Below are 13,452 nucleotides of genomic sequence, written 5' to 3'. Positions count from 1 at the left end.
TGGCGTTGGGCCACTACGCGGCCCCCTGTTTTAGAGTTGAGGATGATTTGGCGGGGGCTGCTGCGCTGACCTTGCGCGACACAAGGCCGCTCCCACAAAGAACGCGCCAGCCTTCGGATATTGAGTCAGCCAGTTATCCCCCACATAATCACCGCTCATCCTCTTTCCACGGCGCCTGCAAATACCGCGTGCGGTTGAAGGTTTCCAGCCATTCCGGGCAAAACACCACCAGCGCACTGATCACCATGCCGTTGATGAACGCCTCAGGGAACATCATCAGCCACAGGTAGCCGACGAAGTCGCTTAGCCACTCAGGCAGGGCAAAACGCCCGTCCAGCCATAACAACCCTAGCGCCGCAGGCACACAAACAAGCACCGTCAGCGCGGCAGGGAAAAAACCCGAACAGAAGATATAAACGAACAGGTTCCGCGGCTGCGCACGCTCGACCAAAATCGCGCACACCTCGGTAATCAGCACCGGCAAGCCCACCAGCAACAAGCCATTCACCCCCAGTGCTGCCAGGTCCTGGCGCCCCAGCACCAGCAAGCCGAGCTGGGCCATGAACCCACCCAGTACCGCCAGCGGCCAGTCCAGCAACAGGGTCACCGCCGTCATGCCAATAAAGTGGTAAGACACCCCGGTATCGAAATCTCGCCTCACCAACCACAGCGCAAACAGGCAGAACACCGTGCCAAACAACAGATGCTGGCGGCGCCGGTCAGTAAACAGTTCCACCCAGCGGGTGCGGCTGACCGCCCAGATCAACAACGGCACATACCCCAGCCAGCCAAGCGTAAGGGTGGTGCCGGACAACACCTGCGCGCTGATCACCTGACAAAAGCCCCCTGCAGCCATGTGGATAAAGCCGAGTCTACACCCATTCTCCGTTTCAATCGGCTGCTGTGCGGGGCCTGTTGGGTGCCTGGCTGAATCCTGCGCACAAACAGCATCTTACCGTCATCGATTAGCGGCTAAGCTTGTGTGCATGGATGACTCAGACTACCTGCGCCTGCTTACCATCCAGGCCGAACAAGCCAATGCCTTTCTCTCCAACGCCCGCAAGTGGGAGCGGGAGCGTTGGGTGTGCCAGCGCCTGTTGCAGGGGTTGAACATCCCGTACCGCAGCGAGGACTTCACCCCGGCCGGACAAGAGCCACCCGACGTGCTGTTCCGCGACGCGGCCTTCGAGGTGTTTTTCGTGCTCGACGAGGGCCGCCGGCTCAACGATGAATGGCGCGAAGAGCTGCAACGCCGGCGCAGTGCGTTTTCCCTGGCGCAGCTGGTGCGCCGCGAAGCACGCCCGCGGCGCATCAGTGCCACCGAGCTGCTGGGGCGCCTGGCACCGACCTTGCGCAAGAAGGCGCACAACTACCGCGAGCGCGGGCTGGAGCTGAACGAGCTGGACATCATCGCCTTCTCAAGCCTCAAGCGCGAAGTGCTCGACCTCAACACCCACTTCCCGCCGCCCACCGAATACCTGCGCCAGGGCTGGCGCTCGCTGTCGCTGGTCGGGCCGACCTTTGCCCGGGTGCTGTTCGCCCACCCCGACGCGCCAGACTTCCTGCGTGGCAACCTGGGCCGCAGCATTGTCTTCGACGTGGGCATCAGTCTTTGATCCAGTGCAGCGAATGTTTGCGATGGCGTACACTCGGCGCCAGGGATAGAAAGCATTATCATTTGTTTCAAGCGCTTGCGTGAACGCTGTGGCGTTCGCGCAGTCACAAACGTCTACCTGACGAGGCCCACCATGACCAGCCGACTGAATCCGGAAGATCAGCGTCGTGTCGATGAGTATCTGCGAGCCCCCCAGCACCAAGTTGAGCGCCGGCCCTTCCGGCCCTGGCTGCTCCTTGTGCTGGTACTGGCCGTGACCATCGGGTTGGGTCTCATCAGCCGCCTGCTGAGTGGACTGGTGCTATGAGCTGCTTCGCGCTCGCCCTCCCCTCGTGCAGTTTGCGGCCGCCCCACAGGGGCAAGAATTCCGTAAACCTTATGAGATATTCCCATGACTCATCGCATCGTGATTGTCGGCGGCGGCGCCGGCGGCCTGGAACTGGCGACCCGCCTGGGTAAAAGCCTGGGCAAGCGCAAGCAGGCCGATATCACCCTGGTCGACGCCAACCTCACGCACATCTGGAAGCCGCTGCTGCACGAAGTGGCCGCCGGCTCGCTGAACTCCTCGGAAGACGAACTGAACTACGTGGCCCAGGCCAAGTGGAACCACTTCAACTTCCAGCTGGGGCGCATGAGCGGCCTGGACCGTGAAGGCAAGCAGATCCAGCTGGCCGCCACCCTCGACGAAGAGGGCCGCGAGCTGCTGCCTGCGCGCACCCTGGGCTACGACACCTTGGTCATCGCCGTGGGTTCCAACACCAACGACTTCGGCACCCTGGGCGCGGCGCAACACTGCCTGTTCCTGGATACCCGCAAGCAAGCCGAGCGCTTCCACCAGCAGCTGCTCAACCACTACCTGCGTGCCCACGCCGGTGATGTGGCCAGCGAGCAGATCAGCGTGGCCATTGTGGGTGCCGGTGCCACTGGTGTAGAGCTGGCGGCCGAACTGCACCACGCGGCCCACGAGCTGGCGGCCTATGGCCTGGACCGCATCCAGCCCAAGGACATGCACATCACCATCATCGAGGCAGGCCCACGCGTGCTGCCGGCACTGCCAGAACGCATCAGCGTGCCAGTGCACAAAACCCTGGAAAAACTCGGGGTGAAAGTGCTGACCAACGCCGCCGTCAGCGAAGTGACCGAAGATGGCCTGAAAACCAAGGACGGTGAAGTGATCCAGGCCAGCCTGAAGGTGTGGGCGGCGGGTATCCGTGCGCCGGGCTTCCTCAAGGACATCGATGGCCTGGAAACCAACCGCATCAACCAGCTGGTAGTGCGCCCTACCCTGCAAACCACCCGCGACGACAACATCTTTGCCTTTGGTGACTGCGCCGCCTGCCCGCAACCGGGTAGCGACCGCAACGTGCCGCCACGGGCCCAGGCGGCGCACCAGCAGGCTTCGATGCTGGCGCAAAGCCTGAAGGCACGGCTGGAGAACAAGGCGCTGCCGACGTATGAGTACAAGGACTACGGTTCGCTGGTGTCGCTGTCGCGCTTCTCGGCGGTGGGCAACCTGATGGGTAACCTGATGGGCAGCGTGAAGCTGGAAGGCTGGCTGGCGCGGATGTTCTATGTGTCGCTGTACCGCATGCACCAGATGGCGTTGTACGGGTTCTTCCGTACGGCATTGATGATGCTGGGTAGCAAGATTGGCCGGGGTACTGAGCCGCGCCTGAAGTTGCACTGACAGGCATGCAATAAAGGTTGCCTGTGCTGGCCTCATCGCCGGCCAGCTTCCACAGGGACATCCACAGACCTTGAGTCTTGTGCAGCACCTGTGGGCGCTGGCTTGCCGGCGATGAGGCCATTAGCCCTTCTGGAGGATAGGTGCCAGGCTGCTATCAGGTTTTTACAGGATAAATCCGAGACAAAAGAAAAAGGGCATCTCATGTGAGATGCCCTTTTTTCATGGTGGGTCGTGTAGGATTCGAACCTACGACCAATTGGTTAAAAGCCAACTGCTCTACCAACTGAGCTAACGACCCGGAAAATGGTCGGGGTGAGGGGATTCGAACTCCTGACATCCTGCTCCCAAAGCAGGCGCGCTACCGGACTGCGCTACACCCCGAGATGGCTCCGCGACCTGGACTCGAACCAGGGACCCAATGATTAACAGTCATTTGCTCTACCGACTGAGCTATCGCGGAACTGAACTTCGGTACTACTTCCGACTTGCTACTCCGAAGACTGTGTTCGCTTCGGACTCTTTAGCTTCGCTGCTTTCGCTTTGTCGCTGCTGAGGCCGGCTATTCTACATTCTTCGTTTTGCTTGTCAACCACTTTTTTTCATTCAACTTACTGATTTGTAAGTTGTTTTGCGGTCACCGGTGTTGCTGGTGATTCGCTTAGTGCCTGACAACGCGGCGTATATTAGGGGCACTCGAAATTTGATGCAAGCAAAAATTTCAAAAATTTCAGCAGGTTATCCTGAAAGGTCGGAAAGGCCCGGATTTGCTGGGGCTGTGCCGGCCTCTTCGCGGGCTCGCCCGCTCCCACAGGTACAGTATTGCCCTCGAATTTGCATAGAACCTGTGGGAGCGGGCATGCCCGCGAAATGGCCAGCACAGGCAACCAGGCAAAAAAAAGCCCCGCAGATGCGGGGCTCATGGTGAAGCAAATTAGCCAAAGACGATTTCGTCGCCTTCCACCTTGGCAGTGATCGCCGTACCCGGCACAAACTTGCCTGCCAGAATCAGCTGCGCCAGCGGGTTTTCGATCCAGCGCTGGATCGCCCGCTTCAGCGGCCGTGCGCCGTACACCGGGTCGTAACCCACGGCAATCAGCTTGTCCAACGCCTCCGGGCTCAGGCTCAGCGACAGATCGCGTTCCAGCAAGCGGCTGCGCAGGCGGCCCAGCTGGATTTCGGTAATGCCGGCAATCTGCTCGCGGCCCAGTGGCTCGAACACCACCACTTCGTCGATGCGGTTGATGAACTCCGGACGGAAGTGCGCACCCACTGCATCCATCACTGCCGCACGCTGCGCCTCGCGGTCACCGACCAGCTCCTGGATCTGCGCCGAGCCCAGGTTGGAGGTCATCACGATCACCGTATTGCGGAAGTCCACGGTGCGCCCGTGGCTGTCAGTCAGGCGGCCGTCTTCCAGCACCTGCAGCAGCACGTTGAACACATCCGGGTGGGCCTTCTCCACCTCGTCCAGCAGCACCACCGAGTAAGGCTTGCGCCGTACTGCCTCGGTCAGGTAGCCGCCTTCTTCATAGCCTACATAGCCTGGTGGTGCACCGATCAGGCGAGCCACGGAGTGTTTCTCCATGAACTCGGACATGTCGATACGCACCATCGCCTCTTCGGTGTCGAACAGGAACTCGGCCAGCGCCTTGCACAGCTCGGTCTTGCCCACACCGGTCGGGCCAAGGAACAGGAACGAACCACTTGGCCGGTTAGGGTCGGACAGCCCGGCACGCGAGCGGCGCACGGCGTTGGCCACGGCGGTTACCGCCTCGCCCTGGCCGATTACGCGCTGGTGCAGCAACGCTTCCATCTTCAGCAGCTTCTCGCGCTCGCCTTCGAGCATCTTGGCTACCGGAATGCCGGTCCACTTCGACACCACTTCAGCAATTTCTTCCTCGGTCACCTTGTTGCGTAGCAACTGGTTCTCAGTCTTGCCGTGCTGGTCGACCATCTGCAGGCTGCGCTCCAGGTCCGGGATCACCCCGTACTGCAGCTCGGCCATGCGGCTCAGGTCGCCTTTGCGACGGGCGGTTTCCAGCTCTTGGCGGGCCTGCTCGATCTTTTGCTGGATCTGCGCCGAGCCCTGCACTTCGGCCTTCTCCGAGGCCCAGATTTCTTCCAGGTCGGAATACTCACGCTCCAGCCGCTCGATTTCCTCGGTCAGCTTCTCCAGGCGTTTTTTTGCCGCCTCGTCTTCTTCCTTCTTCAGCGCCTGCGATTCCACCTTCAGCTGGATCAGGCGGCGGTCAAGGCGGTCGAGCACTTCCGGCTTGGAGTCGATCTCCATGCGGATGCGGCTGGCCGCTTCGTCGATCAGGTCGATGGCCTTGTCCGGCAGCTGGCGGTCGGTGATGTAGCGGTGGCTGAGCTTGGCCGCAGCAATGATGGCGCCGTCGGTGATGGCCACCTTGTGGTGCACTTCATAGCGCTCTTTCAGGCCACGCAGGATGGCGATGGTGTCTTCCTCGCTCGGCTCCTCGACCAACACCTTCTGGAAGCGGCGCTCCAGGGCGGCGTCCTTTTCGATGAACTGGCGGTACTCGTTCAGTGTGGTGGCGCCCACGCAGTGCAGTTCGCCACGGGCCAGGGCCGGCTTGAGCATGTTGCCGGCGTCCATGGCGCCCTCGCCTTTGCCGGCGCCAACCATGGTGTGCAGTTCGTCGATGAACAGGATGATCTGGCCTTCCTGCTTGGACAGCTCGTTCAGCAGGCTTTTCAGCCGCTCTTCGAACTCGCCACGGTACTTGGCACCGGCAATCAGCGCACCCATGTCCAGCGCCAGCAGGCGTTTGCCTTTGAGGCCGTCGGGCACTTCGCCATTGATGATGCGCTGGGCCAGGCCTTCGGCGATGGCGGTTTTACCCACGCCAGGCTCACCGATCAGCACCGGGTTGTTCTTGGTACGGCGTTGCAGCACCTGCACGGTACGGCGGATTTCGTCGTCACGGCCGATCACCGGGTCCAGCTTGCCTTCTTCGGCACGCTTGGTCAGGTCGACGGTGTACTTGTCCAAAGCCTGGCGTGATTCTTCGGCGTTGGCGTCATTCACTGCCGCACCGCCGCGCAGGTTGTTGATGGCGTTTTCCAGGGCCTTCTTGGTCACGCCCTGGCTTAACAGCAACTTGCCGAGCTTGCTGTTCTCGTCCATGGCGGCCAGCACCACCAGTTCGCTGGAAATGAACTGGTCACCCTTCTGCTGGGCCAGGCGGTCGGCCTGGTTGAGCAGGCGCGCCAAGTCCTGCGACATGTTCACGTCACCGGTGGGGTTCTGGATTTTCGGCAGCTGGTCGAGTTCTTTCACCAGCGCCTGGCGCAGGCTGTTGATGTCGAAACCTACCTGCATCAGCAGTGGCTTGATGGAGCCGCCCTGCTGCTCAAGCAGCGCCTGCAACAGGTGCACGGGCTCGATGGCTGGGTGGTCCATGCCAACGGCCAGGGATTGGGCATCGGATATTGCTAATTGCAGCTTGCTGGTCAAACGGTCTATTCGCATGGTGTACCTTCCTTTAAAGGGCAGGTCGGAGCGATGGACAGCGCCTGTTTATAAAGAAACCTGCCTGAGATGACCTTATAGATAAGGCTGATTCTGGAAGATTCAAGCGTAGCGGGATTGACCGAAGTCAACCTGTTAGATCAGCGGGGGGCATTCGCGGGTGAACCCGCTCCCACAGGATCGTCACAGGCCCTGAGAGCGATGCAGTACCTGTGGGAGCGGGTTTACCCGCGAAGAGGCCAGTGCAGGCTAACGCGGTTGCAGCCACACCAGGGAAGCAAACCGCCCACCCTGCGGGGTACGGCGATAGGAGAAGAACCGCTCGTCACTGACCGTGCACCAGCCACCACCATAAACAGCGGTCACGCCACGGGCAGCCAGGCGAATGCGCGCCAGCTCATAGATGTCAGCCATCAGCTTGCCCGGCCGTTCGCCATCGACGAATGCCCGAGCCGCCTCAGGGTGCAATGCGGTAAAGGCATCACGCACTTCCAGCCCCACCTCGAACGCCTGTGGGCCAATGGCCGGCCCCAACCACACCAGCACCTCTTCCGGCGCCAGCGCCAAGCGGTCCAAGGTGGCCTCCAGCACGCCCCCGGCCAGCCCGCGCCAGCCCGCATGCGCTGCCGCCACGCGGGTACCCGCCCGGTCGCAGAACAGTGCTGGCAGGCAGTCGGCCGTCATGACAGTGCAAGCAATACCAGGCTGGTCGGTCCAGCTGGCGTCGGCCTCGGCCACCACGGCCGGGTCGGCATCCGCCACCACCAGGCCATGCACTTGCTTGAGCCAGGCCGGCTGAATGGCGAACTCGTCGCTCAGGCGGCGACGGTTCTCGGCGACTGCAACAGGGTCGTCCCCCACATGGTCACCAAGGTTGAAGGCTTCATAGGGCGGCAAGCTGACGCCGCCCTGGCGGGTGGTGACACAGGCGCGCACCGAGGCCGGGGCCGGCCAGTCGGGGAACAGCAGCGACTGCGTCAGGCCACTCATCCGATAAAGCTCTCGCGGTCCTGGTTCAGCAGCGACAGCAACCAGACGAAGTCATCTGGCAATGGCGATTCCCACTTCATCACCTCACCGGTAATAGGGTGGGCCAACGCAAGGAAACGCGCATGCAGCGCCTGGCGCGGGAAGGTTTTCACCGCCTCGACCATGGTCGGGCTGGCTGCGGGCGGAATGCGGAAGCGCCCGCCGTACGTCTGGTCGCCGACCAGCGGGAAGCCAACGTGGGCCATGTGCACGCGAATCTGGTGGGTACGGCCGGTTTCCAGCTTGACCCGCACGTGGGTATGCGAGCGGAAGCGCTTGAGCACACGGTAGTGGCTGACCGCAGGCTTGCCGCCGTCGGTAACCGCCATGCGCTGGCGCATGCCGCCGTGGCGGCCGATCGGGGCGTCGATCTTGCCACCGGCAGTGACCACGCCAATCACGATGCACTCGTAGATGCGGCTGACCTTGCGGGCCTGCATTTGCTCCACCAGCTTGGTCTGCGCCTGCAGGGTCTTGGCCACCACCATCAGGCCGGTGGTGTCCTTGTCCAGGCGGTGAACGATACCGGCGCGCGGTACGTTGACGATATCTGGCACGTGGTGCAGCAACGCATTGAGCAGGGTGCCGCTGGCATGCCCGGCGGCCGGGTGCACAACCAGCCCGGCTGGCTTGTTGATCACCAGGATGTGCTCGTCTTCGTAGACGATATCCAGTTCGATATCTTCTGCGATCCACTCACCCTGGGCCTCTTGCTCGGCCTCCAGGATAAGCTGCGAGCCACCATGGACAAGGTCGCGAGGGCGCACGACTGCACCATCGACCGTCAGGCGGCCCTCTTTGATCCACGAAGTTAGCCGCGAACGCGAGTACTCGGCGAACAATTGGGCGGCGACCTGGTCGAGGCGTTGGCCGCCCAGTTCGGACGGTACCTCTGCGCTAAGTTGAATGATCTCGGACATGCTCGATTCGGCGGGCGCACAGCCTTTGGTTTCGGCTGCGAGCTTGTGGTTAAATACGGCTTCTTTTGTCCCGGGGTTGGCCGGGGCGCTCATCATAACAGGACGGCACCGCCCAAGACAGCGGCCGTCTAAAGGGACGCAAGCCGCCATGCAAGTGAAACACCTGCTGCTGATCGCCATCCTCGGGCTCACCGCGGCCTGTTCCTCCAATAAGGAAGTGATTGACGAGAACCTCAGCGAGGCCGAGCTGTACCAGCAGGCACAAGCTGATCTGGACAACTCCAGCTATACCAGCGCCGTGAACAAGCTCAAGGCCCTGGAATCGCGCTATCCGTTCGGCCGCTATGCCGACCAGGCGCAGCTCGAGCTGATCTACGCCAACTACAAGAACTCCGAGCCCGAGGCTGCCAAGTCGGCTGCCGAGCGCTTCATCCGCCTGCACCCGCAGCACCCGAACGTCGACTACGCCTACTACCTCAAGGGCCTGACCTCGTTCGACCAGGACCGTGGCCTGCTGGCGCGCTTCCTGCCGCTGGACATGACCAAGCGTGACCCTGGCGCTGCCCGCGACTCGTACAACGAGTTCGCCCAGCTGACCAGCCGCTTCCCCAACAGCCGCTACTCGCCCGACGCCAAGCAGCGCATGATCTACCTGCGCAACCTGCTGGCCTCGTACGAAATCCACGTGGCCGACTACTACCTGAGCCGCCAGGCCTATGTGGCCGCTGCCAACCGTGGCCGCTACGTGGTGGAAAACTTCCAGGAAACCCCATCGGTCGGCGACGGCCTGGCAGTGATGGTCGAGTCGTACCAGAAGATGCACCTGGACGAACTGGCCGCCAGCAGCCTGGAAACCCTCAAACTCAACTACCCGAACCACCCGAGCCTGGTCGATGGCGAGTTCCAGCCCAAGCAAACCGAGTCTGACGGCCGCAGCTGGCTGTCCACGGCCACCCTGGGCCTGATCGAAACCGAGACCCCGCTGCCGCCGGGCGAAACCCGCGCCAACCAGGACGTGGTCAAGCAGTTCCAGGATGCGCGCGACGAGATGCCGCAAGAGCTGCTGCCCAAAGACGAGAACGGCGACCCGATCGTGCCGGAAGGCCCGAAAGAAGCCGAGAAAGACCGCTCCTGGTTCAGCTACATGACCTTTGGTCTGTTCGACTGATCCACGGCGGTAAATGAAAGGGAGGCCCTAGGCCTCCCTTTTTTATTGGCCGCGTCCTAGACTGTCGGTTTCTTCAACCGACAAGCTGGACACCATGGTTCGCCTACTTTTCTGGATCGCCCTGATCGCCGCCGCGTTCTGGCTGTGGCGCAAGTTCAAAGTCAGCCAGCAGTCGCACCCCGAGGCGAAGCTGGATGCGCCACTGAAGATGGTGCGCTGTGCCCATTGCGGCGTGCACCTGCCCAATGACCGGGCACTGCAGCAAGGCAGCGAGTGGTACTGCAGCCAGGCACACCTGCAGCAAGGCCCTGGCCGCCAAAACTAAATAAAGAACCCTGTGGGAGCGGGTTTACCCGCGAATGCGGCTTTGAAGCTGCCGACGCATTCGCGGGTGAACCCGCTCCCACAGGGTTCGCGGTCGATTCCCCTCTCTACTTATCCCTCCCCGACCCTTTTGCATCATTTACGACCCCTCCCCCTCCTCCAGCATTGACCCACCCCGGCAAAACTCGCTAAATCCTATTTATCCGCATAAATATGAAAAATAGCGAAATGCTCAAACCCAAACGCAAGCGCCAAAAGCTGTCGGATGTGATCGTCGAATCGGTCAAGCGCTCGATCGTCACCGAAGCGCTGCACCCAGGCGACCGTCTGCCCACCGAGCGTGAGCTGATGGAGCATTTCGAATGCTCCAAAGGCACCGCCCGCGAAGCGCTCAAGGCCCTTGAGGTCGAAGGCCTGGTCAGCACCCGCACCGGCCCGACCGGCGGCGCCTACCTCGTTGAGGCGGGCACCGAGCCAGCCAGCCGCGCGCTGCGCAACTACCTGCACTTCCAGCATCTGGACGGTGAACAGGTGTACCAGCTGCGCAAAGTCATCGAGGTGGAGTTGGCCGTGTCGGTCATGGGCAAGCTGAGCGAAGCCGACTATGCCGCGCTGCAGGCCAACATCAACTTCTGCAGCGCGCCGGAAGACAGCGAAGAAGGCCAGCGTGAGCAACGCCTGGCGGAACTGGAGTTCCATACCTTGCTGGCCGACCGCTGCCCCAACCCGTTGCTGCGCTTCATGGCGGTGTTCCTCAACGACCTGCTGCGCGACCTGGTGGTGCTGAAAAAGGCCTACCTGCCCAAACGCCAGCAATTCGCCGCCGCCAACATCGACTACCACAAGCAATTGCTGGCCGCCCTGCGCGCCAGCGACGAACCCGCCGTACGCCGGCTGATGCACGAACACATGTGCGACGCCGAACACCACATGACCGCGCTGGAAGGCGAGGTTGCCCGCAACTTCCTGCTGGAGTTCGACCACCACCACTGATGCGCCTGGAAAGAGGCCTGCACACAGGCCCGGCCGTACCCGCTTTGTCATTGCCACTCCTGCCTAATAACCACAACCAAGGAGTTACTCATGCAAAGACGTACCCTGCTCAAGGCAGGCCTTGCCCTGGGTGCCTTAGGTAGCCTCCCCTTGGGAGCGCACCGGGCATTCGCCGACCAACCGCTGACCTTCTATGGGCTTAAATCCATGTCGGGCGCCTTCGCCAGTTACGGCAAGTACGCCGACATGGGCTCGCGCCTGGCCATCGCCGAGTACCCGCAGCTGCTCGGCCACCCGCTCAAGTACAAGGTCATCGACACCGAAGGTAACGCCGGCAAGGCGGTGCGCAAGGTGCAGGAAGCCATCGGCCAGGATGGCGCACGCTTCTTCCAGGGCTGCACCCTGTCGTCTTCGGCGCTGGCGGTGTCGAAGGAAATCCACAAGGCCGGCGGCGTGTTCATGACGCCTGTGGGTGCCGACGAAATCACCGGCAAAGACTGCAACGCCTCGACCTTCCGCTGGTCGGTGCCCACCTACGGTGCCATCCGCGAAACGCTGGTACCGATGATTCGCCAGCTGCCCCAGGCCAAGCGCTGGTACACCATCACGCCGCAATACGTGTTCGGCGATGCCCTGCTGGACAACGCCCGCAAGGTGTTCGCCGAGCTGGGCGTGGAACACATCGGCAACAGTTACCACTCGCTGCAGGAGCAGGAGTTCTCCGGCTACCTGACCAACGCCATTGCCGCCAAGCCCGACGTGCTGGTGCTGCTCAACTTCGGCAGCCAGGCGTCCAACGCCCTGCGCCAGGCGGTGAATTTCGGTATCAAGGACCGCATGAAAGTGCTGATGGTGTGGTCGGCCGGCCTCGACCAGTTCCAGGAGCTGGGCAGTGACGTGCTCGAAGGCGTGTACCTGGGCGCGCAGTACTGGCACCAGGTCGATACCCCGCTGAACAAGCAGCTGGTCGCCGCCACCCGCAAGGCCTACGGCATCAACCCCAACTACCCGCTGGCCGCCGACTACATCGGTACCAAGGTAATGCTCGAGGCCATCGTCAAGGCCGGCAGCCTGGACGGCGCCGCCGTGTCTGCGGCGTTGCAGGGCATGCGCTTCCAGGGCCCGACCGGCGAAGAGCTGATCCGCCCGGGCGACCACCAGGTGCTCAAGGATTACTACCTGCTGCGCGGCAAGCCCCAAGGGCAGATGCGCGACGAGGACGACCTGGCCGAAATCATCAGCTCGGGCCGCTCGTTCGTCGAGGTCGACCACACCGGTTGCGCCCTGGCCTGAAGCCGCGGCGTTAGTCAAAAACACTCGTACAGGCAGCCGCCCCGCGCGCTGTCGAGGGCACGCTCATGCTCGATTTGTACCTGTTCCAACTGCTCAACGGCCTGGGCCTGGGGATGATCTACTTCCTCATCGCCGTGGGCCTGACGATCATTTTCGGCCTGCTCAACTTCGTCAACTTCGCCCACGGCGCATTCTTCTTACTGGGCGCCTACCTGTGCTACACCGCCGTGGCCATCACCGGCAACTTCTGGCTGGCACTGCTGATCGCGCCGCTGGTGGTGGCCGCGCTGGCCTGGGCGGTCGAGCGCCTGCTGATCAAGCGCATCTACCACCTGCCGCACACCTTCCAGATCCTTGTCACCCTCGGCATCGCGCTGATCATCCAGGAAGCCTCGGTGCTGATCTGGGGCCCGGTGGGCAAGAACATCGCCGTGCCGCCCGAGCTGCGCGGGGTGCTGATCCTCGGTGACTTCATCTACCCCTACTACCGCCTGTTCCTGATCGGTTTCGCCGCGCTGATCGGCGTTGGCCTGTGGCTGCTGCTGGAACGCACACGCTTCGGTGCGCTGGTGCGGGCCGGCAGCGAAAGCACCGAAACCGTGTCGCTGCTGGGCACCAACATCTTCCGCCTGTTCTCCCTCACCTTCGCCCTGGGCGTGGGCCTGGCCGGCGTGGCAGGCGTGCTGTTCGCGCCGCTGCGTGGTGCCCAGCCCTTTGTCGGCCCGGAAATCCTCGGCATCGCCTTCGTGGTGGTGGTGATCGGCGGCATGGGCTCGTTCGGCGGTGCGCTGGTCGGCGGCCTGCTGGTGGGTGTGGTGCAAAGCATGATGACCAGCCTCTGGCCGCAAGGCGCCAGCCTGATGATCTACGGCGCCATGGCGGCGGTGATCCTGGTCCGTCCCTATGGCCTGTTCGGGAGAGCCTGAG

Annotated in this window: 12 protein-coding genes and 3 tRNA genes; 8 read left to right on the top strand and 7 right to left on the bottom strand. The window is 62.4% G+C overall.

Annotation, left to right across the window (positions count from 1 at the left end; translation table 11 throughout):
- Nucleotides 1–148 precede the first annotated feature (148 nt).
- Nucleotides 149–856, bottom strand: coding sequence for an energy-coupling factor ABC transporter permease (locus tag ABE456_RS21760; protein WP_346645764.1), 708 nt, complete (start codon nt 854–856; stop codon nt 149–151).
- Nucleotides 857–986: 130 nt separating this feature from the next.
- Between ABE456_RS21760 and ABE456_RS21755 the strand changes: the two genes are divergently transcribed.
- The 3 genes from ABE456_RS21755 to ABE456_RS21745 all read left to right on the top strand — a co-directional run bounded on the left by ABE456_RS21755 (nt 987) and on the right by ABE456_RS21745 (nt 3,302).
- Complete coding sequence (locus ABE456_RS21755) at nt 987–1,616, top strand: DUF1780 domain-containing protein (protein WP_003247546.1); 630 nt, start codon at nt 987–989, stop codon at nt 1,614–1,616.
- Nucleotides 1,617–1,748: 132 nt separating this feature from the next.
- Nucleotides 1,749–1,922, top strand: a complete 174-nt coding sequence (locus tag ABE456_RS21750) for a DUF3094 domain-containing protein (RefSeq protein WP_008091951.1) — start codon at nt 1,749–1,751, stop codon at nt 1,920–1,922.
- An 84-nt stretch (nt 1,923–2,006) separates the two neighbouring features.
- Nucleotides 2,007–3,302 carry an NAD(P)/FAD-dependent oxidoreductase gene (locus tag ABE456_RS21745; RefSeq protein ID WP_346645763.1) on the top strand — a complete coding sequence of 432 codons (1,296 nt, stop codon included), beginning with the start codon at nt 2,007–2,009 and terminating at the stop codon, nt 3,300–3,302.
- Nucleotides 3,303–3,524: 222 nt separating this feature from the next.
- Here ABE456_RS21745 and ABE456_RS21740 read toward each other — a convergent pair.
- The 6 genes from ABE456_RS21740 to rluD form a co-directional block, all read right to left on the bottom strand.
- Nucleotides 3,525–3,600, bottom strand: a tRNA-Lys gene (locus ABE456_RS21740).
- A 6-nt stretch (nt 3,601–3,606) separates the two neighbouring features.
- A tRNA-Pro gene (locus tag ABE456_RS21735) sits at nt 3,607–3,683 on the bottom strand.
- A gap of 3 nt (nt 3,684–3,686) precedes the next feature.
- Nucleotides 3,687–3,762 (bottom strand) — tRNA-Asn (locus ABE456_RS21730).
- Between the two features lie 471 nt (nt 3,763–4,233).
- A complete protein-coding gene (gene clpB, locus ABE456_RS21725; RefSeq protein ID WP_346645762.1) occupies nt 4,234–6,798 on the bottom strand; it encodes an ATP-dependent chaperone ClpB in 2,565 nt (854 codons plus the stop codon).
- A 249-nt stretch (nt 6,799–7,047) separates the two neighbouring features.
- Nucleotides 7,048–7,788 (bottom strand): peptidoglycan editing factor PgeF, encoded by a 741-nt coding sequence (gene pgeF, locus ABE456_RS21720; protein WP_346645761.1) that lies wholly within the window; start codon nt 7,786–7,788, stop codon nt 7,048–7,050.
- Complete coding sequence (rluD, locus tag ABE456_RS21715) at nt 7,785–8,747, bottom strand: 23S rRNA pseudouridine(1911/1915/1917) synthase RluD (protein WP_346645760.1); 963 nt, start codon at nt 8,745–8,747, stop codon at nt 7,785–7,787. Before rluD ends, pgeF begins: the two co-directional genes overlap by 4 nt.
- 148 nt (nt 8,748–8,895) lie before the next feature.
- Between rluD and ABE456_RS21710 the strand changes: the two genes are divergently transcribed.
- The 5 genes from ABE456_RS21710 to ABE456_RS21690 all read left to right on the top strand — a co-directional run bounded on the left by ABE456_RS21710 (nt 8,896) and on the right by ABE456_RS21690 (nt 13,451).
- On the top strand, nt 8,896–9,915 hold the full coding sequence (locus tag ABE456_RS21710) for an outer membrane protein assembly factor BamD (protein ID WP_346645759.1): 1,020 nt from the start codon (nt 8,896–8,898) through the stop codon (nt 9,913–9,915).
- Nucleotides 9,916–10,009: 94 nt separating this feature from the next.
- Nucleotides 10,010–10,240, top strand: a complete 231-nt coding sequence (locus tag ABE456_RS21705; protein WP_346645758.1) for a PP0621 family protein — start codon at nt 10,010–10,012, stop codon at nt 10,238–10,240.
- 227 nt (nt 10,241–10,467) lie between these two features.
- On the top strand, nt 10,468–11,232 hold the full coding sequence (locus tag ABE456_RS21700; RefSeq protein WP_346645757.1) for an FCD domain-containing protein: 765 nt from the start codon (nt 10,468–10,470) through the stop codon (nt 11,230–11,232).
- 90 nt (nt 11,233–11,322) lie between these two features.
- On the top strand, nt 11,323–12,525 hold the full coding sequence (locus ABE456_RS21695; protein WP_346645756.1) for an ABC transporter substrate-binding protein: 1,203 nt from the start codon (nt 11,323–11,325) through the stop codon (nt 12,523–12,525).
- A 65-nt stretch (nt 12,526–12,590) separates the two neighbouring features.
- Nucleotides 12,591–13,451, top strand: coding sequence for a branched-chain amino acid ABC transporter permease (locus ABE456_RS21690; RefSeq protein WP_012270382.1), 861 nt, complete (start codon nt 12,591–12,593; stop codon nt 13,449–13,451).
- The last annotated feature ends 1 nt before the right edge of the window (nt 13,452 follow it).

The organism is Pseudomonas sp. TWI929, assembly GCF_039673335.1.
In the GTDB taxonomy this organism is placed as follows: Bacteria; Pseudomonadota; Gammaproteobacteria; order Pseudomonadales; family Pseudomonadaceae; genus Aquipseudomonas.
This window is presented reverse-complemented; position numbering and strand designations above follow the sequence as displayed.

Excerpts from the sequence above, each read along its gene's own strand:
- ABE456_RS21755 (WP_003247546.1), top strand. The coding sequence starts at position 987 with ATGGATGACTCAGACTACCTGCGCCTGCTTACCATCCAGGCCGAACAA.
- ABE456_RS21750 (WP_008091951.1), top strand. The coding sequence starts at position 1,749 with ATGACCAGCCGACTGAATCCGGAAGATCAGCGTCGTGTCGATGAGTAT.
- ABE456_RS21745 (WP_346645763.1), top strand. The coding sequence starts at position 2,007 with ATGACTCATCGCATCGTGATTGTCGGCGGCGGCGCCGGCGGCCTGGAA.
- ABE456_RS21700 (WP_346645757.1), top strand. The coding sequence starts at position 10,468 with ATGCTCAAACCCAAACGCAAGCGCCAAAAGCTGTCGGATGTGATCGTC.
- rluD (WP_346645760.1), bottom strand. The coding sequence starts at position 8,747 with ATGTCCGAGATCATTCAACTTAGCGCAGAGGTACCGTCCGAACTGGGC.
- ABE456_RS21690 (WP_012270382.1), top strand. The coding sequence starts at position 12,591 with ATGCTCGATTTGTACCTGTTCCAACTGCTCAACGGCCTGGGCCTGGGG.
- ABE456_RS21760 (WP_346645764.1), bottom strand. The coding sequence starts at position 856 with ATGGCTGCAGGGGGCTTTTGTCAGGTGATCAGCGCGCAGGTGTTGTCC.
- clpB (WP_346645762.1), bottom strand. The coding sequence starts at position 6,798 with ATGCGAATAGACCGTTTGACCAGCAAGCTGCAATTAGCAATATCCGAT.
- ABE456_RS21695 (WP_346645756.1), top strand. The coding sequence starts at position 11,323 with ATGCAAAGACGTACCCTGCTCAAGGCAGGCCTTGCCCTGGGTGCCTTA.
- pgeF (WP_346645761.1), bottom strand. The coding sequence starts at position 7,788 with ATGAGTGGCCTGACGCAGTCGCTGCTGTTCCCCGACTGGCCGGCCCCG.
- ABE456_RS21705 (WP_346645758.1), top strand. The coding sequence starts at position 10,010 with ATGGTTCGCCTACTTTTCTGGATCGCCCTGATCGCCGCCGCGTTCTGG.
- ABE456_RS21710 (WP_346645759.1), top strand. The coding sequence starts at position 8,896 with ATGCAAGTGAAACACCTGCTGCTGATCGCCATCCTCGGGCTCACCGCG.